Annotated in this window: 28 protein-coding genes and 1 tRNA gene; 12 read left to right on the forward strand and 17 right to left on the reverse strand. The window is 62.9% G+C overall.

Annotation, left to right across the window (positions count from 1 at the left end):
- Positions 1 to 63: 63 nt before the first annotated feature.
- A tRNA-Ser gene (locus PSV38_RS08260) sits at positions 64 to 151 on the forward strand.
- 34 nt (positions 152 to 185) lie between these two features.
- Here the strand turns inward: PSV38_RS08260 and PSV38_RS08265 are convergent.
- Positions 186 to 458 (reverse strand): hypothetical protein, encoded by a 273-nt coding sequence (locus tag PSV38_RS08265; RefSeq protein ID WP_300546475.1) that lies wholly within the window; start codon positions 456 to 458, stop codon positions 186 to 188.
- Positions 459 to 538: 80 nt separating this feature from the next.
- Between PSV38_RS08265 and PSV38_RS08270 the strand changes: the two genes are divergently transcribed.
- Together PSV38_RS08270 and PSV38_RS08275 are read left to right on the forward strand one after the other, a co-directional pair.
- On the forward strand, positions 539 to 730 hold the full coding sequence (locus PSV38_RS08270) for a type II toxin-antitoxin system RelE/ParE family toxin (RefSeq protein ID WP_300546477.1): 192 nt from the start codon (positions 539 to 541) through the stop codon (positions 728 to 730).
- Positions 727 to 1,008, forward strand: coding sequence for a helix-turn-helix transcriptional regulator (locus tag PSV38_RS08275; protein WP_300546478.1), 282 nt, complete (start codon positions 727 to 729; stop codon positions 1,006 to 1,008). The genes PSV38_RS08270 and PSV38_RS08275 overlap by 4 nt, the downstream gene beginning before the upstream one ends.
- Positions 1,009 to 1,012: 4 nt before the next feature.
- Here PSV38_RS08275 and PSV38_RS08280 read toward each other — a convergent pair whose 3' ends face one another.
- From PSV38_RS08280 to PSV38_RS08315, 8 genes are all read right to left on the reverse strand, one after another.
- A complete protein-coding gene (locus PSV38_RS08280) occupies positions 1,013 to 1,513 on the reverse strand; it encodes a GNAT family N-acetyltransferase (protein ID WP_300546480.1) in 501 nt (166 codons plus the stop codon).
- Entirely contained in the window at positions 1,510 to 1,797 is a 288-nt protein-coding gene (locus tag PSV38_RS08285) for a DUF1778 domain-containing protein (RefSeq protein ID WP_300546482.1), read from the reverse strand. The genes PSV38_RS08280 and PSV38_RS08285 overlap by 4 nt, the downstream gene beginning before the upstream one ends.
- A 225-nt stretch (positions 1,798 to 2,022) precedes the next feature.
- Positions 2,023 to 2,313: a hypothetical protein gene (locus PSV38_RS08290; RefSeq protein WP_300546484.1), complete on the reverse strand. Its 291-nt coding sequence runs from the start codon at positions 2,311 to 2,313 to the stop codon at positions 2,023 to 2,025.
- Positions 2,314 to 2,405: 92 nt separating this feature from the next.
- A complete protein-coding gene (locus PSV38_RS08295) occupies positions 2,406 to 2,615 on the reverse strand; it encodes a hypothetical protein (protein WP_300546486.1) in 210 nt (69 codons plus the stop codon).
- A gap of 79 nt (positions 2,616 to 2,694) precedes the next feature.
- Positions 2,695 to 3,648, reverse strand: coding sequence for a nucleotidyl transferase AbiEii/AbiGii toxin family protein (locus tag PSV38_RS08300; protein WP_300546488.1), 954 nt, complete (start codon positions 3,646 to 3,648; stop codon positions 2,695 to 2,697).
- The gene (locus PSV38_RS08305) at positions 3,632 to 4,306 is read right to left on the reverse strand and encodes a DUF6088 family protein (protein WP_300546490.1); all 675 of its coding nucleotides are present in this window, start codon (positions 4,304 to 4,306) and stop codon (positions 3,632 to 3,634) included. The genes PSV38_RS08300 and PSV38_RS08305 overlap by 17 nt, the downstream gene beginning before the upstream one ends.
- A gap of 184 nt (positions 4,307 to 4,490) precedes the next feature.
- Complete coding sequence (locus PSV38_RS08310; protein WP_300546491.1) at positions 4,491 to 5,495, reverse strand: sodium:calcium antiporter; 1,005 nt, start codon at positions 5,493 to 5,495, stop codon at positions 4,491 to 4,493.
- The gene (locus PSV38_RS08315; protein ID WP_300546492.1) at positions 5,492 to 8,128 is read right to left on the reverse strand and encodes a cation-translocating P-type ATPase; all 2,637 of its coding nucleotides are present in this window, start codon (positions 8,126 to 8,128) and stop codon (positions 5,492 to 5,494) included. The genes PSV38_RS08310 and PSV38_RS08315 overlap by 4 nt, the downstream gene beginning before the upstream one ends.
- Before the next feature lie 497 nt (positions 8,129 to 8,625).
- Between PSV38_RS08315 and PSV38_RS08320 the strand changes: the two genes are divergently transcribed.
- The 5 genes from PSV38_RS08320 (at position 8,626) to PSV38_RS08340 (ending at position 12,417) form a co-directional block, all read left to right on the forward strand.
- A complete protein-coding gene (locus PSV38_RS08320) occupies positions 8,626 to 9,423 on the forward strand; it encodes a PEP-CTERM sorting domain-containing protein (RefSeq protein WP_300546494.1) in 798 nt (265 codons plus the stop codon).
- 149 nt (positions 9,424 to 9,572) lie between these two features.
- Positions 9,573 to 9,848 carry a DnaJ domain-containing protein gene (locus PSV38_RS08325; protein WP_300546496.1) on the forward strand — a complete coding sequence of 92 codons (276 nt, stop codon included), beginning with the start codon at positions 9,573 to 9,575 and terminating at the stop codon, positions 9,846 to 9,848.
- A gap of 16 nt (positions 9,849 to 9,864) precedes the next feature.
- The gene (locus PSV38_RS08330; protein WP_300546498.1) at positions 9,865 to 10,416 is read left to right on the forward strand and encodes a hypothetical protein; all 552 of its coding nucleotides are present in this window, start codon (positions 9,865 to 9,867) and stop codon (positions 10,414 to 10,416) included.
- Between the two features lie 21 nt (positions 10,417 to 10,437).
- Complete coding sequence (locus tag PSV38_RS08335) at positions 10,438 to 11,190, forward strand: hypothetical protein (RefSeq protein WP_300546500.1); 753 nt, start codon at positions 10,438 to 10,440, stop codon at positions 11,188 to 11,190.
- Complete coding sequence (locus PSV38_RS08340; RefSeq protein WP_300546502.1) at positions 11,191 to 12,417, forward strand: hypothetical protein; 1,227 nt, start codon at positions 11,191 to 11,193, stop codon at positions 12,415 to 12,417.
- Positions 12,418 to 12,440: 23 nt separating this feature from the next.
- On the opposite strand, the gene PSV38_RS08345 is transcribed toward PSV38_RS08340, so the two are convergent.
- Together PSV38_RS08345 and PSV38_RS08350 are read right to left on the reverse strand one after the other, a co-directional pair.
- Complete coding sequence (locus tag PSV38_RS08345; protein WP_300546503.1) at positions 12,441 to 13,673, reverse strand: PQQ-dependent sugar dehydrogenase; 1,233 nt, start codon at positions 13,671 to 13,673, stop codon at positions 12,441 to 12,443.
- Positions 13,666 to 13,962 (reverse strand): hypothetical protein, encoded by a 297-nt coding sequence (locus tag PSV38_RS08350; RefSeq protein ID WP_300546505.1) that lies wholly within the window; start codon positions 13,960 to 13,962, stop codon positions 13,666 to 13,668. The genes PSV38_RS08345 and PSV38_RS08350 overlap by 8 nt, the downstream gene beginning before the upstream one ends.
- Before the next feature lie 67 nt (positions 13,963 to 14,029).
- Between PSV38_RS08350 and PSV38_RS08355 the strand changes: the two genes are divergently transcribed.
- A complete protein-coding gene (locus PSV38_RS08355; RefSeq protein WP_300546507.1) occupies positions 14,030 to 14,704 on the forward strand; it encodes a DUF1345 domain-containing protein in 675 nt (224 codons plus the stop codon).
- 7 nt (positions 14,705 to 14,711) lie between these two features.
- On the opposite strand, the gene PSV38_RS08360 is transcribed toward PSV38_RS08355, so the two are convergent.
- Both PSV38_RS08360 and PSV38_RS08365 read right to left on the reverse strand, forming a co-directional pair.
- Positions 14,712 to 15,866, reverse strand: a complete 1,155-nt coding sequence (locus tag PSV38_RS08360; protein ID WP_300546508.1) for a methyl-accepting chemotaxis protein — start codon at positions 15,864 to 15,866, stop codon at positions 14,712 to 14,714.
- Positions 15,770 to 16,723 carry a hypothetical protein gene (locus tag PSV38_RS08365; RefSeq protein ID WP_300546509.1) on the reverse strand — a complete coding sequence of 318 codons (954 nt, stop codon included), beginning with the start codon at positions 16,721 to 16,723 and terminating at the stop codon, positions 15,770 to 15,772. The genes PSV38_RS08360 and PSV38_RS08365 overlap by 97 nt, the downstream gene beginning before the upstream one ends.
- A 190-nt stretch (positions 16,724 to 16,913) precedes the next feature.
- Here PSV38_RS08365 and PSV38_RS08370 point away from each other — a divergent pair, with 190 nt between their 5' ends.
- Genes PSV38_RS08370 through PSV38_RS08380 form a run of 3 tightly spaced genes read left to right on the forward strand, consistent with a single transcriptional unit; the run spans position 16,914 to position 19,653 of the window.
- The gene (locus tag PSV38_RS08370) at positions 16,914 to 17,483 is read left to right on the forward strand and encodes a periplasmic heavy metal sensor (RefSeq protein WP_300546511.1); all 570 of its coding nucleotides are present in this window, start codon (positions 16,914 to 16,916) and stop codon (positions 17,481 to 17,483) included.
- Positions 17,484 to 17,509: 26 nt separating this feature from the next.
- Positions 17,510 to 18,226, forward strand: coding sequence for a response regulator transcription factor (locus tag PSV38_RS08375; protein WP_300546513.1), 717 nt, complete (start codon positions 17,510 to 17,512; stop codon positions 18,224 to 18,226).
- Complete coding sequence (locus PSV38_RS08380) at positions 18,223 to 19,653, forward strand: HAMP domain-containing sensor histidine kinase (RefSeq protein ID WP_300546515.1); 1,431 nt, start codon at positions 18,223 to 18,225, stop codon at positions 19,651 to 19,653. Before PSV38_RS08375 ends, PSV38_RS08380 begins: the two co-directional genes overlap by 4 nt.
- Here the strand turns inward: PSV38_RS08380 and PSV38_RS08385 are convergent.
- From PSV38_RS08385 to PSV38_RS08400, 4 genes are all read right to left on the reverse strand, one after another.
- A complete protein-coding gene (locus PSV38_RS08385; protein ID WP_300546517.1) occupies positions 19,598 to 20,932 on the reverse strand; it encodes a UDP-glucose/GDP-mannose dehydrogenase family protein in 1,335 nt (444 codons plus the stop codon). The two genes, PSV38_RS08380 and PSV38_RS08385, sit on opposite strands and share 56 nt — an antisense overlap.
- A gap of 71 nt (positions 20,933 to 21,003) precedes the next feature.
- Positions 21,004 to 22,563 (reverse strand): DUF1501 domain-containing protein, encoded by a 1,560-nt coding sequence (locus PSV38_RS08390; RefSeq protein WP_300546519.1) that lies wholly within the window; start codon positions 22,561 to 22,563, stop codon positions 21,004 to 21,006.
- Between the two features lie 10 nt (positions 22,564 to 22,573).
- A complete protein-coding gene (locus PSV38_RS08395; RefSeq protein ID WP_300546521.1) occupies positions 22,574 to 24,286 on the reverse strand; it encodes a DUF1800 domain-containing protein in 1,713 nt (570 codons plus the stop codon).
- Between the two features lie 224 nt (positions 24,287 to 24,510).
- Positions 24,511 to 25,527 (reverse strand): NAD-dependent epimerase, encoded by a 1,017-nt coding sequence (locus PSV38_RS08400; protein WP_300546523.1) that lies wholly within the window; start codon positions 25,525 to 25,527, stop codon positions 24,511 to 24,513.
- Positions 25,528 to 25,535 lie beyond the last annotated feature (8 nt).

Here is a 25,535-nt window from a genome sequence, read left to right on the forward strand (position 1 = left end):
TATAATCTGCGGCTTTCCAGCATTGGCTGGACGCTGACTAGACCCCAGCGAGCCCCGCATACAGGAGAGGTGGCAGAGTGGTCGAATGTACCTGACTCGAAATCAGGCGTACCGCAAGGTACCGTGGGTTCGAATCCCACCCTCTCCGCCAAGAAATGGTTTCACAGGGTCTCACCAAGACCCAGTTACCACCCAGAAAGCCCCGTGAATACGGGGCTTTCTGCGTTTTGGCGTCCCATGTCGTCCTTTGACAGCCCGGGCAAATTGGGGGACTTATCGCAGCCCCCAAGCTGCGCATCCACCACAGCCAGTGCCTCTGCTTGGATATCACGCCAGTCCTCAAGGCGCAGTTCAGACTCGATCGTATCAAGCCCTTCCATCAGCTTGGCCTCAAGCGCCTCTTTTGCGTCGTGCTTCTCGCGGGCGGTACACGATGAATGGGCGGTGTCGATGGGCATGGCAGACCTCTGTGTTTTGCGGAATGTACCGTGTCCCAAGCGCATCTTGCAATTCATATCCATTTGGATATAAATTCGCCATGAAACCAGTGCGATTCCTGGGCGACGCCCTCTGGGACGACTCCGGCACCTACCGGGTGATCTACACGGCTCGCCTGGCTGACGCGGTCTATGTCCTTCATGCGTTCCAGAAGAAGACACAGGCCACGTCCAAGCGCGACATCGACACCGCCAAGGAACGCTTTGCCCAACTCACGAAAGGCCGGAAATGAGCAAGACCGAAACCTACGCCAGCGTATGGGATGCCCTGGCGGACACGCCCGAACAAGCCGCCAACCTGCGTGCCCGTGCTGAACTCATGCAGAAGATCGCCGCCATCGTGAAAGCCAGCGACTGGACGCAGGCCGATGCGGCCAAGCAGTGTGGCGTCACGCAACCCCGCATGAACGACCTGTTGAGAGGCCGCGTATCGCGTTTTTCTTTGGATGCATTGGTCAACATCGCCACGGCCATGGGCCAGCGGGTGCGCATCGGCCTGGTGGCTGTCTAAAGGCTCAGCCTTTCTTTGCCAGCGTGGCGATGGGCAGCACCAATGTCAACGGATTGTTGCTCAACGCGGTAAACCCGTGATGTTGATAGAACGCTGCAGCGACATCATCTTTGGCATCGACTACGAGCGCAAAGACACCCATGCCTGCTTGCATGGCACGCTGCCCGGCATCCCACAACAAGGCTGCGCCGAGTTGCCGTTTTTGATAGTTCAAACCCACGGCCAAGCGCCCAAGACGGGCCACAGGCACGAGGGGGTAGCGCGGCAATTTCTTGGCCATCTGTTCGGTGACATCGGTCAATGGCACACTGCCAGCGGCCAGCGTGTAGTACCCGGCGATGGCACCAGTCGTGGAGTCGATGGCGACGTAGCAGACGCTGGTGCGGCGGCGCATGTCTTGCGAGGCTTGCTCTCGCAGGTAGCGGTCGAGCGGATCACTGCCGCAAACAAAGCCAGAACGGTCATGCTCGGGTGCAAGCACCTCAATCCGAAACGTCCCCGTCACGATTTAGATGCGATCAACTTTTGATGCGCTTGCGCCGCGCGCTTCATGGCTGGCGCCAGGGCAGGGGGATCCAGCAGCAGCGATGCAAAGCGCTGTTGCTCATCCATGGACAAGCGGATGATTTGCGCTTGCTCAATGGTGCGGCGGGCGGCTTCCTGGGCGGCGCCGACCAGGAAGTCACTCACGCTGCGGCCTTCGATTTCCGCCGCACGTCGGACAACGGCCAGCACGTCGGGCGCAATGCGGGCTTCAACACGGGTGGTGCGGCTGGAATCGGTGGACATGGCGGACCTCTCTTTCACGCATAATGTACGGTGTTTTGACGTACAAAGTCAAGTGAGCGGTCTAAACTGCTGAGCCAGCCAAGCTGGGGGACTTATTGGGGGACTTGCGCCAACCGCATCACCCCAGAACCCAGCATTCATGCGCCTTACAGCCCATGATCTGAACGACACCCTCCCGCCAAGACTAAGCCCTAATTAGTTGATCTGCTTAGGGTTTTTGGGTTTCTAGATTGCTGGCGAGGTTTCACCCAACATCTGGCCCATCATTCTGAAAATGATGGGATGGGTCACCATGATGCAAGGTGCCGCGTTCAATCCCGTGTTGATGCAGGCATCGCCGTCCGGCCAAACTGTTTTGGTTGCAGGTACAGGATCTGAATCTACGTGCTGGCTAGCTGCCCCGGTCAGATGAACTTCCGGGGCGACAGCTTTGCCTTGCGGTCTCTCTGGAAATTGGAAGATGTGGCCACAGGCGGGGCAAGGATTGGCGAGTGCCAAAGTGATTTGAACGGTCATGAAGTTCTCCGTAGTCGATGAGGTGCACGGAGGTGCATGGCTCATGCTACGGAGGTGCGAAAAGACTCAGGTGGGCCGCCTAGGAGGTCGGTCTACCTGTTGCGCTTCCGCTTCGGTTTGGCTGGCGAGGTCAGTGCGCCGGTCCACATATCAATCATCTGCTTGGTGCCTTCAGTCATCATGGCGTTGGCTTGGCGCTTCGATTCAGCGGCCACGCGGCCACGTGCGGAACCAATGGCTGCATTGGCGCCGCTGAGCCACATACTCATGAACGGGTTCTTCTTGGTCCAGGGATTCTTCATGACGCTGCTCCTCGGGTGAAAACGATGAAGCAACCTAGCAATCAGCGCTCCTTTCTTGATCCGATGGCGCCTGAATGACTCACCCGTTCAATGTTTGCTCAACCTCTTCGATGCTGCTCAGCACCGCATCAAGCGTTGGCACCTCACCGAACACCATGCCTGCCATGGCCGTGTAATCTGCCCTCAATGCTTCACGCATGCCGGGCGATGGCGTCAATGTGAAGGCGCCATGAGTTGCCGTGGCCAAGCCCAGATCGGGGCTGCCAAAAAACAATCGTGCATGCTGCGCGCAATCGGTGGCCAGGGCATGGTTGCTCAGCCACTGCCGAGCCTGTTCGTGGCGCAAGAGCTGATGGACATCGTAGTAATGGCGCGATACGCGTTGCCCGCCGTGCCGCAGGACGCCGCGCCGGTCATGCCATTGGCGCAGACCATGAAGGATGATGATCTTGTCCCAGAATGTCCGTCCTGCTTCAACGGTCACGACGTTCGAAACGGCAAGGTCAAGGCGCTGCAGGTCATCGGCCACATAGGGCCTCACTGTGGCCAGGGCATGCGGGTCAAGAGCGGACTTGGCCCCGGCCTCGATCTTGACGGCGGAGCGGATGTAGTCGTTGGGTCGTGCCGTTGCGGCGGGGTACCACAGCAACAGCGTTTGCCCGTCATCATCGTCCGGGTCTGCCTCTAGCCGACAGCGATCCTTGCCAATAGCGGAGCTTGCGCATTGGGTGAGTTGGCTCAGCAAGGGGCCATTGATGTAGGCGTGGCAGGCATCTCGAATGGCATCGAGTCTTTTGCGACGCTGCTTGCCGGTCATCGCATCAAGCTCTGCCGCGTCGATGGTCTGCCCGATGTCTTCCCGGAACACGGTGATGTCGATGTCTTCTGAAAAGCGGGGGATGAGGCCAAACGCTTTGGACAGAGAGGTGCCACCTTTGAACAGCAGGCGCGGGTTGGCTGGCTCAAGGCCATTGAACAGCGCGCCACGGTCGGCATCGCTGGCGGAGATCACCTCGTCATAGGCGGGGTTCATCGTGGCCCTTCTTTGGGGGAGTTGGCATGGCCGGATCAAAGTCGGGCATGGCGCGCAGGAAGTCTTGCATCCATCCCGGCATGGCGGCAAAGCCCTGCGCCAGATCGGCGCGAATGGTGCTGCCATGCTGGGTGTCGTTCAGGATGCGGGCCAGCTTCTTCTTGAGCGTGCCGCCATCTGTGGCCAGCATGTCTTTGAGCCAGTGCAAGGCCTGTACGACCCGCATGGCCGGACGGCCTGCCCAATACAGGCGGCTCGGCGCCGTCATTTTGAATTCGATGGTGAGTTGATCAAGCTGGATGGAGCGGCGCCGCATGTCGGTGTGGACGGTCACACGTGCTGGCACGGCGTCCGTCAGGCCCAGGTCGTTCGCGGCGGTCATGCCATCGATCAGCATCCGTGCCTGGTCCCGCCTGGCCAGTGCGTCGATCACGGCGCGGTAGTCAGGCGTGGTCGGCCGATGGGTCAGGCCGTTGATGATCGGCTGGTCATACAGGCCACGGTCAATGCGGCGCAAGTGGCCGCTGGCGACCATGCGCTGCAAGGTCTTGTCGATCACATCGCGGTTGCCAAGCTGCGCGAAGTCGCCAGGTACCCAGACGTGTCCGGGCCCGGCGGCACTGATGAGCGCTGAAATGTGGTCGCTTGTCGATGACATGGATACTGCTCCTGTCCGTATTTTGTATGCAAATTTCGGACATTCCAGGCGAATAGCTTGACTGCCCCTTACGAAGCGGCTGAGTCAGGGGGACTTATTGGGGGACTTGCGCCAACCGCATCACCCAGAACCCAAAACCCAGCATCCATGCACCTTTCAGCCCATGATCTGAACGACACCCTCGCTACATCCCGTGCCGATACTGGAGCACGGCATTGAGCAGGTACATCGCCAGCAATGACAGGCTGGCCCAACTCGCTGTGTGCCATACCCTCGAAACCGGCCGGTAAGCCAAGGCCACCACGACCGCGCCGCTCATCATGCACGCCGTGATCGCGGTCACAGCGTGGATGGGCGACACCTGTTGGTAGATGGCACCGGGCAGGTAGGCAAAATCATCCAGCGCCAGAATCACCACATCAAACAGATTGCTGCCCAGCAGGTTGCCCAGTGCCATGTCGATGGCGCCGATGCGCAGCGCCCCCCAGGTGGTGGCCAGCTCTGGCACCGAGGTGGCAAAAGCCACCAACAGCGTCCCCACAAAGGAGTTGGACCAGCCCATGATCCGGGCCAGTTCAACGCCGATGAAGGGCAGCCAGATGCCTGCGCCCACGATCACGACCGAGGCCACCCCGTAACCCCACAAGGCCGCTTTGAGTGTCATGTCGGGCTGCTCAACCACCTGGTGCCCAGCGTGGCGTTGCTCGGCCTTGTAGAGCGCACGCATGGCCATCAGATAAAGCGCAAGGATGGCGACACTTGCCAGGCTGACGTGGCCAATGGTCGGTATCGCGCCCTGTGCCGACAACAAGAGGACCAAAGCCACACCTGCCAGCAAGATGACCCCGAAGCCTGCTGACAGCACATGCGCGCTGCTCGCCACGCAGTACATCACCTTCTCGCGGTAAACCAGGTCAATCAACGCCAGGATCGCCAGGTTGAACACGCAACTGCCCAGCACATCGCCCACGGCGATGTCGGGCGCAGCGGCGACCGTGACGGCGCTCAGCCCGGTCACCAACTCCGGCAGCGAGGTGACCGTGGCGATGAGGATCAAGCCGATCCAGTTGCGGGAAAGCCCGGTGAGCTTGGCCAGGGCATCGCCATAGCGGCTCAGTCGCACACCGGCCACGCCGATCACGCAGACACAGGCAGCAAATTTCAGCCAGATCAAAAGGAGGGGGCTCACGCTGGGGCTTTCCGGCGGCGCCAGGCTTTCTCCAGCTCAACGACCACGCCCACGATCAAAGCGGCCCCCAGGCAGAGGGCCAACTCGGTCAGGCTCAGGGCTTGGGTCTTGAAGATCGGCTGCAAGATCGGGATGTAGATGGTGGCCATCTGCAGCAGGAAGGTCAGCAACACCGCGCCCAGCAAGGGCTGGTTGCTGCCCAGCCCCAGTTGCCACAGGGATTGCGTTTCCGAGCGGATCGTCAGCACATGAACCATCTGTGACAGCGTGAGCGCCGTGAACACCATGGTCTGCCAATGCGTGTTGCCGTTGTGCAAAGCCCAGGCCTGCAGGCCCAGGCACAGCCCGCCAATCAGCAGCCCAATGCCCAGGATGTGCTGCCACATGCCATGCGCAAACAGGCTTTCGTTCGGCGCACGAGGAGGGCGCTGCATGACGCCCCGCTCAGCGGGCTCGGCGGCCAGGGCCAGGCCCGGCAGGCCATCGGTGACCAGGTTGACCCACAAGATGTGAATGGGCTGCAGCGGGATCGGCAGCAGCAACATGGGCGCCAGGAAGAGGGTCCAGATCTCGCCTGAATTGCCCGTCATGGCGTAACGCACGAACTTGCGGATGTTGTCGTAGATGCGGCGCCCTTCCCGAACCGCTGCGACGATGGTGGCGAAGTTGTCGTCGAGCAGCACGATGCTGGAAGCTTCGCGCGCCACATCCGTGCCGACCTTGCCCATGGACACCCCGATGTCCGCGCGCTTCAAGGCCGGGGCATCGTTCACGCCATCGCCTGTCATGGCCACAAAGTGACCCAATGCCTGAAGTGCCTCGACGATGCGGATCTTTTGTGCCGGGTCCACGCGGGCATACACACGCACGTGGGCGGCACGTTGCTGCAGGGCCGCCTCGTCCAGCGTGCCCAGATCCTGGCCGGTCAGCACATCGGCCTGCGGGTCGGTCACGATCCCCAGGCGGTGCGCGATGGCGCGGGCGGTGGCGGGGTGATCGCCAGTGATCATGACCGGGGTGATGCCCGCGGCGATGCAATCGCGCACAGCGGCGGCGGCTTCGGGGCGCGGCGGGTCGATCAAGGCGATGAGACCTAGGAACTGCAATTCGCTTTCGACCGAGGCCAGCGCGTTCGTGTCCGGCAAGCGGGCGTGGTCGCGTCGGGCCAGGGCCAGCACGCGCAGGCCTTGTGCGGCCAGCTCGGTGGCGTTGGCGAGCAGGGCGGCACCATCAAGGGCGGCGGGCCCTTGCGGCGTCCACTGCGTGCCGCAGCAAGGCAACACCGACTCGGGTGCCCCCTTGGTGTAGGCGACATACCCCGCCTGGCCACGATGGAAGGTGGTCATGCGTTTGCGCTCAGAATCAAAGGGCTGCTCTTGCACGCGGGGCATGGCCACTTCCAGCGCGGTCTTGTCGATCTGTGCGCTCAAGGCGGCCAGCACCAGCGCGGTTTCTGTCGGGTCGCCCTCCCAGTCTGCGGGGGCGTGCCCCTGGCGAGCGTCATTGCACAAGGCGGCGGCCTGCAAGGCCTCACGGTGCACCGGGCCTGGCAGTGCATCGCCCGGCACCCAGGACTGCCCTTGCGCCAGCAGCAACTCGGCATGCATTTGGTTCTGGGTCAGCGTGCCTGTTTTGTCGGAGCAAATGACCGTGACCGAGCCCAAGGTCTCCACCGATGGCAGGCGCCGAACCAGGGCATGCTGCGACACCATTCGGCGCGCACCGAGCGCCAGCAACACCGTGACCACGGCGGGCAGGGCCTCGGGAATGGCGGCCACCGCCAGGCTGATCGCGGTCAAGGCCATCAGCAAAGGCGCCTCGCCACGCAGCACCCCGACGGCAAAGATCACCACGCAGATGCCGATCACGCCCAGGGCCAGGCGTTTGCCAAACGCGGCCAGGCGCCGTTGCAGCGGGGTGCTGCGGTCTTCACTGTTGAGCAACTGAGCCACCTTGCCCAGCTCGGTGTCCATCCCGATGGCCACCACCAGGCCGCGCGCCCGGCCATGGGTGGCCGTTGTGCCCTTGAACGCCATGTTGAGTCGATCACCCAAGGCGGCGCCTTGCGCATGGGGCAGCGCATCGGTTTGTTTGTCCACGGGCACGGATTCACCGGTCAGGGCCGATTCGTCCACCTGAAGCCGGGCCAGCTCGATCAGGCGAAGGTCGGCAGGAACCTGGTTGCCCGCCTCCAGCAAAACCACATCGCCTGGCACCAACATGCTGGCGGCCACCACCTGAACTTCGCCGCCGCGCAGCACCGTGGCTTGCGCGGCAGCGAGTTGGCGCAAGGCTGCCATGGCCTTGTCGGCCCGCCACGACTGCACGAAGCCGATGACCGCATTGAGCAAGACGATGACGACGATGGCCAGCGTGTCAGCCAGCTCACCAATGACGCCTGCGATGAGGGCGGCGACCAACAGCACCAGCACCATGAAGTCCTTGAACTGGTCGGCCAGCAAGGCGATCCACCCTCGGCGCTCGTGAGTTTGCAAGGCGTTGGCGCCGTGGCGTTTGGCGCGCTCTTGCGCTTGCGCCAACGGCAGCCCCACGGCCAGGTCGACCCCGTGCTCACGCGCCACCGCGTGCGCCTCACACTGGTGCCATGCGGTCCTTTCAGGCAAGTCCTTCACGTGGTCAGATCCTTCAATACGATCAGCGGCGAGACAATGAACCATTCCCGTCCCAGTCTACTGCGCACCCTCATGGCAGGGATCGCGCAGGCAAAGGCAGCTTGATCCCGGTCGAGGAGCAAAAAGCGGATCGGTGGAGGTCAGCAGCGGATCAGCCACGATCTGCGACGGGGTTTAAAAAGGCGCCACCCCTCATCCGTTTGGTACTACTTGCTTGCGCGCGGCGTCGTGACTTGGCGGGCAGGGTCAGCGCGCTGGTCCAAAGATCCAGCATCTGCTTGGTGCCCTCCGTCACCAGCACGTTCGCTTGATGCTTTGATTCGGCGGTGGCTAGGCCGCGGGTCCGTAATCAGTGGCATACCCGGGCTAACCCCTGCGGACAAGCATGCCACTCGCTCACTAAAATTCAAGAGCCCTCAAAGGGGGCAGAGCGGGAGGCTCTTTCCTAGAATGAGGGCGGCCTCCCTTTTCATTCTCATGAATCCAGGAGAGTAAGCATGAAATTTGCATTCAAGACTTTGGTCGCTGCCGCCGCATTCGTCGCAGCAGGCGCTGCAAGCGCCCAACAATGGCAATTCGTTTCCGGTTCGGGCGGCCTGACCTTCTCGGGTGACGCGCTGTCGGCCCTCAGTGCTTCGGGTTCCAACGTCATCACCGCCCGCACTGTACCCACCATTACTGGTCTGGACATCAGCGGCGCTACCAATACCGCGGCCTACACCAAGGCCACCGGCAACGTCAACCTGACATTCAGCGCTGCCACCGTCACGGGTGACAGCCTGACCTCGCTCCACGCGGCCAACTCTCTTGTGGAGATTCAGCGCAATGTCTTCAACGACGATGAAACCATCACCAAGCGTTCGATTTTCATGGCGAATTTCGATGTGAACCTGGCCACCTCCACCATCTCGGCCGACCTGTACTCGCGCACGAATGTCGGTGCCCTGGTGAGCTACGGCACGCGGTCCATTTTCACGGCCGACATCCCGGGCGTGGTCGGTGGCACCGAAGGCAACATCGTGGTCACGGGCGGCGGTTTTTGGCCCACTGGCGCGGCGAGCGGCAGCCTTGCCGGCAGCTTGCGCATGAATTTGGGGACGGCCGACCTCATCCTGGCCAGCCTGGGCCTCTCGACGGCCGAGTCCGATCCCGTGGCCATTCTGGTTCGCTCGTCGAATTGGGGCACGACGCAGGCCGCTGGTACCTTCGCGGTGCCTGAGCCTTCAACCTACGCCATGTTCGGCATGGGTTTGTTGGCCGTGGGCGCCGTCGCTCGCCGCCGCAAAGCCGCCTGAGCCTGATCAGCCTTGACGTGATTCAAGGCTGCGCAAACCGCCCCAGAGCTTGGGGCGGTTTTTTTTCGCGAGTGCTTTCGCGCGGCAGGTGAAATAATGGCGGTCTTTGCACACGCCGTCCACAGACGCAGCACCCGCCCGGAGAGCGCATGAAAGACCACTACGCTAGCCTTGGCCTGGGCAGCGCCGCCACGCTGGCCGACATCAAAAAGGCCTTCCGCCAGAAGGCCTCGCTCTACCACCCCGACCGCAACACCGCCGACGACGCGGCGGAGCGCTTCAGGGCCGTGCAAGAGGCCTACGGCGTCCTGTCGGACACCGAAAAACGCCAGGCCTACGACGACAACCGCCGCCGCAACCTGCTCGACAGCCCGATCGAGACCGCCCGCGACATCTGGCAAAACTACTTCAGCGCCTTGCTTTGACGAACTTCATCCCCACATGAGCATCTCCCCCTTCTTCCATGAACTGCGCTCGGCTTACCAGGCTGAACTGGACGACCTGAGCTCCGACTCCGAAGGCAAGGACGTGCTTCGCCAACGCCTGGCCGCCAAGCGCAAGGAGGTCGATTTCTTGCTGCAGATGGTTGATCTGTGCCCCGAGATGGTCGCCGTCGTGTTCCACCAGGGCTTCCGCTTTCCGCAGCCGGTGCTGATGGACCAATTGCTGAGCCTGGAGGCCGACGAGTTTCCGGAGTGGGACAGCCTGGTCAACGCCATTCAGTTGACCCCGTGGGCGCAAGAGTTGGCCCAAGTGTTCCTGAAAGAGCCCTCCGGTGGTCGCTTCCTGACCGTGGCGGCCGGCCTGGAATACATGCACGGCAAGCTTGACCCCGCCCAGGCCGCCCGGGCGGCCGAAGAGGACAAGGAAGACGAAGGCGAAGACCGCGACGAAGACCGCACATTTGAGCAGGACCACAATGACGAAGACCGCGCCCGCGAAGAAGCCGGTGCCGACTGGATGGTCGAACAAGGTTTCGACCGCAAAGACTGATTGAACGAAGAAAGCCCCTTGATGAGCAGCCACCACCTTGCCCTGATCGCCAAAACCCAAAGCCTGATCGCCGCTGGCGACATCGTGGGGGCCGAATCCGCCCTGGTCGAGCTGGCCGACACCGAGGGCGATGGTGCGTTGATGGTGGTGCTGGAGCAGCTGCCGCCCAAAGACATTCTGGCCGTCATCCGCGAGTACGACAACTCCAAGGAGTCGATCATCAACCTGATGGTCACGCCCGCCCAGTTCGCCCGTGCTGTGGTGATCGAGAAGCGCTACAAGGACCTGACCCGCACCCACCTGCGCGGCATGGTCAACTCCATCATCTTCCGCGAAGACGCCAGCCCGGTTGAATTCCTCAACGCCGTGGGCGACCTCGAAGGGGGCAGCGAAGCTCTGGCCGACTACTTTGCCGACAAGTGGAGCCGCGTCGAAACCTTTGCCCGCACCGGCAGTTTCGATGGCCTGGAAGACGATGGCCAGATGCTGTCCGAGACCGCGCTCTACGCCTCCGCTTACGTCAAGCCCATCGTCGATCAAGACGAAGTGGCCGACCAGGACTGGATGGAACTGGCCTGGATCCTGCGCTACCAATGCCCCGACCTGTTCATCGAGACCTTGCTGGTGCTGCGCGCCAAGTCGCGCGCTTTCGATGCCGGACTGGAAGAAGAGGCCGAAGAGGAAGAGGGCGATGGCAAGGTCAATCTGTCCGACACCGACCGCGGCAAGATCACGCCCGCTTCCCTGGAATCGGAAGAAGAGTCGGCGATCTAAATGACGGGCAGTCCAGCTTTCGATTCACCATCGTCCATCGCGGTCTACGACGCGCGGCCTTTCTTCGAGAAGGCGCTGCAGTATGGCGTGCGCCACGGCATCCTTGACCAGGCCAAGCTGGACACCATCTGCCACGATGCGCCCAAAGGCATGGTGCAGATTGCCAGCTACTTTGGCAGCGAGTTCCTGCGCCCCGAGCTTGAAAAAGCCAAGGACCGGCTGGTGAACCTGGTCAGCCTCTACCTGGAAGAAACCTGTGGCGGTGAGTTGCGCCCAGCGGCCGAGTCGCTGCGCGACCACTCCTTCCTGTCGCGCTCCAAGGGCGGCTCGGACATGCTCAAGCGCCTGATCGCCATGCCGCAGACCAGCCATTTCGGCATGAACGAGCGCCACGGCTTCACCGACGACCACATCCCGCAACTGGCCAAGTGGTCGCTGCGCAGCCTGGCCGACTACCGGGCCGAGTTGGCCCAGCGCAGCCACGCCGCGCAAGCCATGGACGCGGCCATCTGGCTGGCCGAAGCCTTGGGCACGGATGCCGCCGAGCTGGAAGAGGCCGGCGCCGACGCCGATGCGGTCATCCGCACCGCGCTGCTCACCTTGGCCACCAAGCACACCGACCTGCCCGACTGGCCCGCCTTCGACAAGATGGTGGCCGCCTTGCGCAAGAAGCCGCCCGCCAAACTGGCAGCCAGCCTGCCGCCCAAGGTGCCCGAACACCTCAAGCCGGTGATGGATGAAGCCTGGCAATCGGTCTTGGCCGACCTGTCCAAGATCCTGGACGCCAACGCGACGCCTCACAAGCTGTTCCACAAAACGCCGGCCTTTCGGGGCCGCTATTTCTGGATTGAAGACGCCTTGAGCGAGGTGGACCACCACGACCGCTCAGCCTCTGCCAGCTGGAAAAAAATCACCGCGGGCCACAGCGATGAGGGCTCCTTGATCACCTTGTTTCTGTGCGTGGCCACCAGTACCGCCCCCAAGACGATGCTGACCGAGCGCAGCGCCGCCACCCTGATCCGCAAGATCCGAAAGACCGGCCTGGATGCCGAGTTGGCCAGCCAGTACATCCGCGACCACGCGCCCATGCAGCACCAGGACGACTATGTCCAACTGTGGCAGTCCTTCATCACCGAGGCGCTGGCCACCTTGAAGAGCGATGCCGACTACGCCTTGAAAGACGCCATGGCCGTGCTGCGCCGCGAGGGCAATGTGGCGCCGGCCTGAGGCCGTTCAGGCCCGCGCACGGCTCACTTGGGCGTGATCTTCCACAGTTCACCCTTGGCCTGATCGGTCACCATGTACAGCGCGCCATCCGGCCCCTGGCGGACATCGCGCAGGCGTTGCTGGCGATCGCCCAGCAGGTGCTCTTCGCCCACCACGCGATCGCCCTTGATCTCCAGGCGCACCAGCCAGCCTTCCTTGAGCGAACCCAGGAAGAGGCTGCCCTGCCAGGCCGGGAAGGCCTTGCCGGTGTAAAACTGCGCGCCCGAAGGCGCGATCACCGGGTCCCAGTAGTACGCCGGGGGAGCAAAGCCCGGTCGGTCGGTCAAGGCCCCTTCGATAGGCTGTCCTGAATATTCTTCGCCAAACGACACCAGCGGCCAGCCAAAGTTTTTGCCTCGGCCGATCAGGTTCAGTTCGTCGCCACCGCGCGGGCCCATCTCGGCGGTCCACAAACGTCCCTGTGCGTCGAAGGCCGCCGACTCGACATTGCGGTGCCCCAGGCTCCAGATTTCGGGTTTGGCGCCTGGCGTGCCCACCAAGGGGTTGTCGGCGGGAGCGGTGCCATCGGGCTTCAGGCGCAGCAACTTGCCCAGGTGGCTGTCTGGCCGCTGCGCATGGGGTCGCATCTCGGCATCCGAGCGTTCGCCGAGTGTCATGTACAACATGCCGTCTGGGCCAAAGGCCAGGCGTGAGCCAAAGTGCAGCCCACCGTCAAAGCCTGGCTGGGATTGGAAAATTACCTTGGCCTGCTCGATGCGCAGCCGGTCCGTTGACAGCACCCCCCGCGCCAGGCTGGTGCCATTCAGGCCCTTGCCACGTGCTTCGGTGAAGGTCCAGTAGATCAGCCGGTCGGTGGCAAACGTGGGGCTCAGCGCCACGTCCAGCAGGCCACCCTGGCCGCGCACTTCAACCGGGGGCAGCCCCGCCAAAGGCGGCCCGACCGTGCCGCTGGCCGACACGATCCGCATCGCGCCCACCTTCTCGGTGACCAGCAGCGTGCCATCGGGCAGGGGCTCCACGGCCCAGGGGCGGTTCAGGCCCTTGGTCAGCACGGTCAGCTGGTAGGCGACTTTGGTGTTCACGCCCGGTGCTCGGGTCTGGCCGACAAAGGCGGGGCGCTGGTGGGCGGCGTTGGGAGCGCGTGTCTCGATCGGCGTGCCAACCGGTCCGGGCACCGACGTGGCATCCGTGCAAGCGGCCGTCAACCCCAGCAGGGACAGCAGGACAGCCACGCTGGCGTGTTGCACCTCAGCCATCGGCGGATCCCGCCCGCGTCCTCGCTTGTCGGCAGATGTTGCTGCCCGTCAGGGTCAGGGTCAGGTTGCCACCGTCCCAGACCATCCAGTCCAGGTCGATGAACTCGTCGATGTCGCTGGGGGGGATCAGGTCGGCGCGGCGCTGCTTCAGCAAATCGACACAGGCCACCAGCGCGTCGCGCAGGGTGTCCAGGCGGGTGGGCAGGGCAGGCGGGGGCGTGACGGCGCCTTTGGTGCTGGCACGCGGGCGGCGTGCGCGGGGCCGGGCGGGCCCATTGAGCTCAGACATGGGAAACTCCAAAAGCTGAGACACGTTAGCACGGCGATGCGGCTTGTTCCTGCCCGATACTCCCGGGATGTCCCTGCATCGCAACCGATTCATCCGCCAGGTCCAGGTTCGTCCGCGCTTGTTCATCGCTGCTGCGCTGGCAGTGGCCATCATGGCACTGCTGCCTTCGGGTGTGGTGCAAAGCCTCACCACCCGAATGCTGATTGGCTGGAATGCCGGGGTCGTGCTGTACCTGGTGCTGGCGGGGGTCATGATGGTCGGCTCATCGCATGAAAGAATCCGCTGGCGCGCCAATCTGGAAGACGAGGGGCAACTGCTCATCCTGGTCCTGGTCATCGTGGCCGCCGTGGCCAGCCTGGCGGCCATCGTGGCCGAGCTGTCGCTGGTCAAGGACATGGCTCGGGCGACCAAGTTCCTGCACATCGGGCTGGCCATCACCACCATCGTGTCCTCCTGGGCATTCACGCATGTGATGTTTGCCCTGCATTACGCCCACGACTATTACCTGGACGATGACGGCAAGGGCACTGCAGGTGGCCTGGATTTCCCAGGCACCGAGACGCCTGATTACGGCGATTTCGTCTACTTTTCCTTCGTCATTGGCACCTCGGCCCAAACAGCCGATGTCAGCTTCACCAACAGCGCCATGCGGCGCATCGGCCTGATCCACTGCGTGTTGGCCTTCCTCTTCAACACGACCTTGCTGGCCCTGACGATCAACATGGCCGCCAGCATGATCTGAATGGGCGTCAGCCAGCCACCTTGAACATGCTGACGCGCTCGGCCAACTGCTGAGCGAGCTGTTTCATTGACAAGGCCGCTGCGGCGGTTTCTTCCACCAAGGTGCTGTTTTGCTGGGTGGAGCGGTCCAGGTCCTGCACCGCCGAGCCAATGTCGGTGATGCCCGAGTTCTGCAGGCGGGCCGACCCGGAGATCTCCTCCAGCAAGGTTTTCATGCGCTGCGCGTTGGCCACCAGGTCGCCCATGGTCTGGCCCGCAGATTGAGCCACTTGCGTGCTGTCATCGACCCGGCCCATGCTGTCGGTGATCAAGGCCTTGATCTCGCGGGCGGCGGTGGCCGATCGCAGGGCCAGCGCGCGCACCTCGCCGGCCACCACGGCAAAACCCTTGCCTTGCTCACCAGCCCGTGCGGCTTCCACCGCCGCATTCAGCGCCAGGATGTTGGTTTGAAAGGCAATGCCGTCGATCACCGCGATGATGTCGCCGATCTGGCGCGAGCTGTCCTTGACGGCGTTCATGCTGTTCATGACTTGCTGGATGATTGCTTGCCCCTGGGTGGCCGCGTCAGCGTTGTCGTGGGCCAGCTCGGAGGCAGCCCGGCTGTGGTCGGCACTGGCGTGGGCGGTCTGGGTCATCGCGCTCATGGAGGCCGCCGTTTGTTCCAGGCTGGCCGCGTTGGCCTCGGTTCGCTCCGACAGCTTCGTCGAGCCCAGGCTGATCTCGCTGGCCCCGCTGAGCAGCGAATCGGACGACTGCCGAACCTGCAGGACGATGCCGCCCAGGGAATCCTGCATGGCGCTCACGCCTTGCATCAGTTGGGCAATCTCGTCGCGCCCCCAGGCCCTCGGTTGGGTGGTGAGGTTGCCCTGGCGCATGGCGTCCAGGTGGAGGGCGACTTCTTGCAGACCGCCGTCCAGCACTTTCTTGAACGACAGGAACAGGTACAAAGCCCCCACCACGCACAACACCATCACGGCGGTCGTGATGTCGCGGGCTCGGATCATGGCGTTCACGCGGGCCTTGATCAACTGGTCCATGTGGGTCGTGGCGCGGTGGGTTAAGCCGGTCAGCTGGTCCAGGGCCTGAAGCGCCGAAGCATGGTGCGCGTGCGCGTCGCCTTGGGCCCCTTGTGTGCGCAACAGATTGGCTTCGGCGTGCTGCAAGAACAGCTGATCTGCCGCACCGCTTCTTCGGCATTGACTTGCGAGGCTGACTCGCCGTTGTAGGCGTACACCTTGTCCAGGCCATCGCGCACCGCTTGCAGTTGGCCCGTGGCCAGCACCAGCAACTCCGTGACTCGGCGGACCTGGGCGGGTGTGCCGGCCGAGTGGCTCAGCATGACCGAACCCAACTCGCCCAGTTGCGCCAACTGGTCGCTCAACAAGGGCAGGCGGAACATCGATGCGTCCATCAAGTAGTAGCTGTCGATGTCTGGGTCCAGCGTCAGGTTGGAGCCGTCGGTTGATGCTGCCAGCAAAGTGATCAACTGGTCCAACTGGCGGGTGTGTGTGGCCCACACCGTGTCAAAGCCGGCCGAGGCCGAAGCCACTTGGCGGTGGGCTTCGAGGAAGTCCTGGTAAGGCTTGTCCGTGCCCAAGGTTGCACCTGTGGCATGTTGCTCGGCGCCCAGGCGTTTCAAACCGTCGGCCACCTCTTGCTGAACCGTGGCCAGGGCTGGCGGTGTCGTGTGGGTGGCGGCCTCGTCCAGGGCGAGTGAACGCTGGCGTTGCAAGGCGCTCATCAACGGCATCACCTGGCGGGCATAGGTCACGCCGATGCGTTCCTTGGCCGAGAAGCCGATCATGGCGGCCTTGTCGCCAAAGTATTGCCACGACAACCAGAACAATGGAATGGCAAAGACCAGGGAGATGGTCAACGCCTTGGTTTTGAAGTCGATCCGCCGAAACAGCCTGATGCCGGGGGCCCACGCACCGTGGTACCTGAAGAATTCCAACAAGCTGGCTGATGATTGCGCGGCTTGGTGGGTGGTTGCAAGGCGTCGTGTTGATTCACTGAGCATGGGCCACCCCTGGCTGTTGAGCTGTCCTATTTTCTGGTGATGGCGCTTGTGGGGTACAGGAAATAGGCCAGTCTTCACCCCATTGTTTTCACAGATCTTTACGGGCGGGCCACACCGCGTTTACCGCCGCCTCGCACCATGAAGGCATGGACAGGTGGCAAGGGCCATCTCCCGCCAAAGGAAACAAACCATGGGCAAGATCGCAAAATTCACTCACGCCGACACCTGGAGGCCACTGGTCATGGCCAGCGCCTTGTTGGTGATGTCGGCCGTGTCGGTCTTCAGCATGAGCTCACTGGCGCAAGCCCAGGAGCCGAGCGCGGCCGCCAGTGCCTCGGCATCAGCGGCCCATCCTCATCCCCATGGTCATGGCGGCCCAGGCATGCTGCCCATGGGCGGGCGCCACCTGGATCGCATGCTGGACCAAGTCAAGGCAACGGATGCCCAGCGCACGCAAATCAAGGCACTGGCCCAATCGGCGCAAGCGGATCTGAAGCCCCTGCACGAAGCAGGACGCAAGGTGCATGAGCAAACCCTGGCCCTGTTCGCCCAGCCCCAGGTTGATTCTGCTGCCGCTGAAAAGCTGCGCCAGCAAGGCCTGGTCAGCCACGATGCCCTGAGCAAGCGAATGCTGCAGTTCGCGTTGGATGCGAGCCAAGTGCTGACCCCAGCGCAACGCGCCGACTTGGTCGCCAAAGTGCAAAAGCGCCACGACCGGATGAAGTCGCGCGGCCAAGCCCATGCTCAGCTTGAGCATTGACTCCACTGGGGGCGACAATGCTGGACATGAGTGAGCACATCCTACTGATCGACGACGACCTGCGACTGAGCGCGATGGTGGGTGACTACCTGCGCAGTCACGGCTACCAGGTCTCCAGCGCCCCCACCCTCAACGCGGGCCGCGAACTGCTGGCGCGCCAGACCGTCGATGCCCTGGTTCTGGATCTGATGCTGCCTGATGGTGACGGTCTGGACCTGTGCCGCGAGTTGCGCTCGGCCTCCCGCACGCGGTCCTTGCCCTTGCTGATGCTCAGCGCCCGGGGCGAGCCCACCGACCGCATCGTCGGCCTGGAGGTCGGGGCCGACGACTACCTGCCCAAACCCTTCGAGCCGCGCGAACTGCTGGCGCGTTTGCGCGCCCTGTTGCGACGCACCAACCCCGCCGCCCAAGACGACGACGTTTGGCGCTTTGGCCGCCTGGAGATCGATGCCGGCCTGCGCCAGGCACGCTTGGCCGGCACGCCCTGCGAGTTGACCTCCTACCAGTTCGACCTGCTGTCCGTGCTGGCCCAGCACCCGGGCCGCGTGCTCAGCCGCGACCACATCATGGATGCGCTCAAAGGCCATCCCCTGGAAGCCTACGACCGGTCCATCGACGTGCACATCTCGCGCATCCGCGCTGCCATCGAAGACGATCCCAAAGAGCCCAAGCGCATCCTCACCGTGCGTGGCGCGGGCTACGTGTTCGCCAAAAAGCAGGACGCTGACACCGAAGCCGCATGAAGACCCTGGCGCTGCGGATCTACCTGACCGTGGTCACGGTCTTGCTGCTGTTCACGCTGGGCACTGGCTGGTTGGCGCAACGCCACATGGAGCACGAGCGCAACGAGTTCCAATCTCAGGCCGCCTCCAACGAACGGGCCGCCGCCTGGGGTGAACTCATCGAGAACAGCCTGCCCCCAGTCAGCCAGCCAGAGGCCGACCAGGCCCAAGCCCTGCTGGAGTGGGCCGCGCGCCTGCGTTTGCCACTGGCGCTCGACAACCCGCAAGGCCGCCGCATTGCCACCTCAGACCTGATGCAGGAGCGTTTGCTCCGTCAGCGTGGTTCCCTCATCCGTCTTCAAGAGATCCACCTGTCCGATGGCCGCGTCCTGTGGATTTTGAGGCCCTCATTGGTGGCGCGAGGGCGTGGTGGTCCGCCCAGCGGTGAGGCGCCCGCACCGCCGCCAGCGGGCATGGTCGCTCCACCGCATTGGTTTGGCGGACCCTTGGGTTGGCTGGCCCCGCCGCCGTGGCTGCTCAGTGGTGCCCCTGCGTTGATTCTGTCGCTGCTGCTGTTGTTCGTGGCCGTGGCCATCGGTGCTTGGCCGGTGGCCAACCGACTCACGCGGCGCTTGAAGGCCCTGCGGCAAGGCGTTGAAACCTTTGGGTCGGGCCAGTTGGGGCACCGGGTGGAGGTGGAGGGGCGCGACGAAGTGGCCGACCTGGCACAAAGCTTCAATCAGGCCGCTCAACGCATCGAAGACCTCATTGGTGCCCACCGCAATCTGCTGGCCAATGCCAGCCATGAACTGCGATCGCCTTTGGCCCGGCTCAAGATGGCGGTGGCCATGATGGCCGAGCTGCCGCCTGAGCGCTGCGAGGCCTTGCGCCAGGAAATCAATCAGGACATCAAGGAGCTGGACGCCCTGGTGGAAGAGGTGCTGCTGGCCAGCCGCCTGGATGCCAAGTCCGAGCTGGACCGCCAGCCCGTTGACCTGGTGGGCCTGGCCGCCGAAGAGGCGCGCCGCGTGGGCGCCGTGCTGGAAGCCGACGAGGCCTCACGCCAGCTTGTGAAGTTTGATGAACGGCTGGTGCGACGCGCCGTGCGCAATTTGCTGGAAAACGCCAAACGCTATGGCGGTGACCGTGAGCCCATCTTGCTCAACGTGTCCGCTGGCCCTTTGCTGGCGGAAATCAGCGTCAGCGACCGGGGCCCGGGCGTGCCGCCCGAAGAATGCGAGCGCATCTTCGAGCCCTTCTACCGCTTGCCCGGTCACGCGGAACACGCCGGTGGTGTGGGCCTGGGACTCAGCCTGGTTCGCCAAATTGCCCAAAGGCATGGCGGCCAGGTGCGCTGCGAAGCGCGCCCGGGCGGGGGCAGCCGCTTTGTGATCACGCTGCCGAAGCAGCCCGCCCAATGGCCAGATAGTCCAGGCCAGAAGCCTTGACGATGCTGGGTTCGTAAAGGTTGCGCCCGTCAAAGATGACGGGGGTCTTCAGGCTGGCTTTGATCTGCGCAAAATCAGGGCTGCGGAACTCCTTCCACTCGGTCACGATGACCAGGGCGTCGGCTTCCTGCAGGGCCGTCATTGGCGAGTCGGCGTAGCTCAGGCTGGGGTGGTCGCCAAAGATGCGACGCGCCTCGTCCATGGCCACCGGGTCGTAAGCGGTGACGGTGGCCCCGCGCTTGAACAGTTCCTCCAGCACCACACGGCTGGTAGCCTCGCGCATGTCGTCGGTGTTGGGTTTGAAGGCCAGTCCCCACACGGCAAAGCGCTTGCCGCTCAGGTCTTGCCCGAAGCGGCGCGTGACCTTGTCCACCAGCACCATCTTTTGCGCATCGTTGGCGTCTTCCACGGCCTGCAGCACCTTCAGGTTCTGGCCTTCGCCGCTGGCCGTCTTGATCAGCGCCTTGACATCTTTGGGGAAGCAGCTGCCGCCATAGCCGCAGCCAGCGTACAAAAAGTGGAAACCAATGCGCTGGTCAGAGCCGATGCCCTGGCGCACGGATTCGATGTCGGCGCCCATCTTCTCGGCCAGCAGCGCCAGCTCGTTCATGAAACTGATGCGGGTGGCCAGCATGGCGTTGGCAGCGTACTTGGTGAGTTCGGCGCTGCGCACATCCATCACCAGGACCTTGTCGCGGTTGCGCGAGAAGGGCGCGTACAGCGCGCGCATCAGCAGGATGGCCTGCTCATCATCGGCGCCCACCACGATGCGGTCGGGGCGCATGAAGTCTTCCACTGCCGCGCCTTCTTTCAGGAACTCGGGGTTGGAGACCACCGCGAAAGGCGTGTCGCTGCCGCGCTTGGCCAGTTCGTCGGCGATGGCGGCGCGGACCTTGTCGGCCGTGCCCACGGGCACCGTGCTCTTGTCGACCACCACCTTGTAGTCGGTCATCAGGCGGCCGATGTTGCGGGCGGCGGCCAGCACGTACTGCAGGTCGGCCGAGCCGTCTTCATCCGGGGGCGTGCCCACCGCGATGAACTGCAAGGTTCCGTGCGCCACAGCGCGGGGGATGTCGGTGGTGAAGGCCAGGCGCCCGGCCTTGACATTGCGCGCCACGACCAAGTCCAGGCCTGGTTCGTGGATGGGGATGCCGCCCTCTTCGAGGATGCGAATCTTGTTCGGGTCAACGTCCAAACACAAGACATCGTTGCCCATCTCTGCCAGGCAGGCTCCGGTCACCAGGCCCACATAGCCGGTGCCAACAACTGATACTTTCATGGACGCTCGAAGGTTGATTGAGACACTGTCGGCATTCTGTCAGAACGCCAGCCAGTGCCATCGACTCTTCCTTACGCCATGAACCCCAAGTTACGGGTTGACACGTCGAAATTCCCGATGTTGGGGGCGATGCCCACAGTGCCGCCACTGCCGGTCAGGGCCGATTCCGGCACGTCCATCCACTTGCCCAGGGTGTAGACCACCTGGTCCACGGACTGGGACGGCAGCAAGACGCCGTTGGTCAGCAAGTGGGCGCTGAAATAAGTGCCTTGGTCAAACGGGCTGAAATCGGGGAAGCGGCCATACATGTCACCCCCCTTGACGCTGCCGCCAAAGACGAAGTGGTGCCCACCCCAGCCGTGGTCGGTGCCGTCGCCATTGTTGTTCAGGGCCCGCCCAAAGTCTGAAGCGGTGAACGAAGTCACGTTCGAGCGCATGTCCTGGCCGCCAGGCATCTTGGACAAGGTGTCATAAAAATAGGCCACGCCGTGGTCCAGTCGGGCCATCAGGTCGCCATGGCTGACCAGCAGGCTGTCATGGGTGTCAAAGCCACTCAAGTTCACCATGAACACCTGGCGTTTGGCCCCGATGCCGGTGGCCCCTCTGGCGGCGATCATGCGCGCCACCATTTGCAGTTGCTGGGCCAAGGGGTTGAGCGTGCTCAGGCCGGTATTCGGGTCGGTGTACTTCAGCAAGGGGTCGGCTGCAGGGGTTGCCGCGCCAGGTGTTCCCCAAGGCGCCTGGGCGGCGACAGGCAGGGAGCTCAGCAAGGTGCTTTCCACGCTCAAGGCCCGCTGCACGGTCTTGGTGTAGTCCTGGGCCAGGATGTCCGAGCTGGTCGGGGTGGATGCAATCTTGCGTACCGCCTGGTAAACAGCCGCGCTGCCATAGGTGCTGCCTTCACCCGCCATTCGGGTGAGGCCCGAGGTGCTGAGCTGGTAGGGCATGACCTGCTTGCCCGACAGCCACACTGGCCCGCTGTTGATCCCGATGGAGGAAAACGTGCTCACGGTGTTGCGCGACATCAGGCTGTCCATCATCAGGCCGCCCCAGCCCGCGACCGCCCCTTCTGCCGCGAACGATTGCCACATCGACTGTTGATCGTTGTGCGACATCAGGTTGGTGGGCACTGGGAAGCTCAGACTGAACAGGTCGATCTTTTGGGTGGGCATGATCAGGGGCCCCACGTTGGCGATCACGGCCGCCTTGCCGTCCACGTACATGTCGCGGATGCGCTTGAGTTGGGGGTGCAGGGCAAAGGACTTGAATCTGCGTTCGGTGTTGAAGCCACCGGCGTCCGCCACGGTGATGGGCAACAACTCCGAGCGCTTCAAAGCGATTGACAAGGCGCCGGGAACAGGCGTGCCCCCATTGGCCACGATGGCCGCGTTGGAGTCACGTGCCACGCTGTAGTAGTACCAAGAGGCCGCGTCGGTGGGAAGCACGGTGTTGTGGGCATCGTTGCCGCCCGCCAGGAAAATGCACACCAGGGCCTTGTAGTCCGTGGCGCCGCTCGACTGGGCCGAAGCCACACCCATGGAGGCCAGGTTCAAGGCCCACGGCGTGGTCAGCCCGGCCGCGCCCAGCACGGTGGCTTGTTTCAGAAATGATCGACGTTGGTTGGTGCTCATGTCGGCAAGCTCATTTTTGGATCAGAAACTCTGGTGACACGGCGGTCATCAGGATGGCGGCATTGACACGCCTGTCCAGCGCGCTGTTGATGTCGGCGGTGTTGGTGCCAGACTCGTTCAGCGCCGGCACTGGGATGGTCAAGATCGCTGCGGTGATGTCCTTGCGCAGGGGCTGGCTCATGATCCCGCCCAACAGGCGGTTGGACATGTCGGACACCAGGTCATCAGGGGTGTTGGCCAGCAGGCGTTGATCGGCCAGCACCAGGCGCACGCCGGCTTGGTTGCTCACCTTGCCAATCCCGTTGTTGAGCACTGACAGCACAGAATTGACATACCCCGTCACGCTGATTTCGCTGGCGATCTGCATCTCCGGCAACACCATGCCCAAGGAGGCGCTCTTGCTTTGTGGCGGCACGTAGCCCGGGCGGAAGAAGTTGAACACGGACGGCGAGTTCCAGGGCGACTGCCCGAAGGACAAGGACGCATCGCCCGTGGATGTGATGCCCACGTTCTTGACCCGCTGTGTACCGGTTTTCAAACCGGGGCCATCAAAAGTGAAGGCGCGCAGCAGGGCGGTCAGGCGCAAAATAGGCTCGCGCAATTTGCCGTCGGAGTCCAGTGCGTGGTAAGGCGAGCCCAAGGCCTCTTCGTCCATGAGAATGGCCTTGACGACATCCTTGATGCTGCCGTTCGTGGCCACGAATTTCTCGGCCACGCGCGACACATAGGCGGGGCTGGGGTTGCTGGTGACCAGGCGTTGAATCAACTGCCGACTGAAGAAGGGAGCCACATTCTTGTGGCTGGCCAGGGTGTCCAGCGCGATCTTCAGGTCGGCTTGCAGGGTCGGGCTGGACCGTGCGGGCAGGCTGACCTTCAGGAACGTGGTGGCCGATGTTGAATGGTAGTTCGGGTAAGGCACCATGGGTTGGTAGGCGGCTTCCGGATCCAAGCAGCTGATGTTGCCGGTGAAGCAAGCTTCCTCGGTCTGGCTGGCCACCGAAGGGCCGCGGTAAAAGCTCCAGCCTGTGAAGATCTTGGCCAGGCCTTGCACGTCCTCGCTGGTGTAGCTGACCTTGGGTTGGCCGTTGGGCCCCATCACGGGCGTGCCGTCCATGTTCAGCTCATGCAGGCCGATCGAGAACAGCTGCATGACTTCACGCGCGTAGTTTTCGTCCGGGATTCGGCCGATGGCAGGGTCTTCTTTCTGGTTCCCACGGTAGGTCAGATAAACCCCCATGGCGGGGCTTTTGGTCACCGCTTCCAGCAAGGTGCGGTAGTCGGTCCAGATGTTGGTGTTGAGCGTGTCGATGTAGCCTGCAACCAGCGTGGGGCGCATGTTCAATTCAACGTTGTAAAGCGACACCACAAAGACCTCTGACAGGGCAAACACCACGCGTTGCCTCAATTGAGCTGGATCGGTCAGTGCCCTTGTGTAAAAGCCTTCCACCACCTGCTCAAACCGGCCTTTGTTGCTGGGTTCGTCCACTTTGAGTTCGGCGTCGCGCCGCTCCATGAACGACCGGTAAGTCGTCTCGGGCGTCATCGCGAACTGCTCGTCCAGCCACGCGGTGTAGCCGACGGTGTTCAGGTGGGCCACATCGGCCTCGGTCGGGCCAAAGGTGGCGTGGTTCAGGAAGCGCCAGGCTTCAGAGCGATTATTCGGGAAGTCCGCCTCGGCCTCACCGACCACGCAGCCACTGCCGCTCAGCAACAGTGCGCACATGCCGATGCAACTCAACCACCGCCCAATCATTCCAATCTTCACTGCACGCTCCCGATGTTGCGTTTAACGTCGGTAAAGCGTACCGGGATGGATTTTCAGGACACAGGGGGGATGTCATTAGTTGTGACAACTTGCCACTCATCAGCCGCCGATTGGCGCCTTTTCCCCCATGAATGAGGGGGTTGAGCGTTCATGGCAAACCCGATTGACGGAAATTTCCGCACTCATTTGGGGAAATAAGCCCGGTACCAATTCACGAATTTGGCCACCCCGTCAGGCAGGGGTGTGGTGGGATGCACCCCGGTCCAGGCCGACAGGGCTTGCGTGTCAGCATAGGTGGCCACCACATCGCCGGGCGCCATGGGCTGCAGGTTCTTGATGGCCGACTGGCCCAGGGCCTGCTCCAACGTTTCGATGAACTGCATCAATGGCACCGGTTCGCTGTGCCCGATGTTGAAGATCCGGTATGGCGCCCAGGAGGCTGCTGGCGAGGGATGTTGGCGATCAAAACCCGCCTCGGCCGAAGGTGGGCGGTCCAGGGTGGCCAACACGCCTGCCACGATGTCATCAATGAAGGTGAAATCGCGTTGCATTTGCCCGTGGTTGAACACCGTGATGGGTTCGCCCGCCAGGATCGCGCTGGCAAACAGCATGGGTGCCATGTCCGGGCGCCCCCACGGGCCGTAAACCGTGAAAAACCGCAAGCCGGTGGTAGGTAAGCCGAACAGATGGCTGTAGCTGTGGGCCATCAACTCATTGGATTTCTTGGTGGCGGCGTACAGACTGACCGGGTGATCGACGGAGTCGGTTTCCACAAAAGGCATCTTGACGTTGCCGCCATAGACGCTGGAACTGCTGGCGTACACCAGATGTTTGATCTGATGGTGTCTGCAAGCCTCCAGCATGTTCACAAAACCCACCAGGTTGGATTGAACGTAGGTCTGGGGGTGCGTCAGCGAATAGCGCACACCAGCTTGGGCCGCCAGGTGCACCACGGCATCGAATTGCTCCGAGGCCATCAAGCTGAACAAGGCCTGGTGGTCGGCGATGTCCAGCGGCAGGAACTGAAAGGGCGCCCCTGGTGCCTGCCGATTGATCTCGGCCAGGCGATCTCGTTTGAGTTGCGGATCGTAGTAGTCGTTCAAGTTGTCGATGCCCACCACCGCATCGCCCCTGGCCAGCAAAGCCAGGGTGGTGTGCATCCCGATGAACCCGGCCGCCCCGGTCACCAAAATTTTCATGAACGCCA

Origin of the sequence: Aquabacterium sp. (assembly GCF_029946005.1) — a bacterium.
Taxonomy (GTDB): Bacteria; Pseudomonadota; Gammaproteobacteria; order Burkholderiales; family Burkholderiaceae_C; genus Aquabacterium.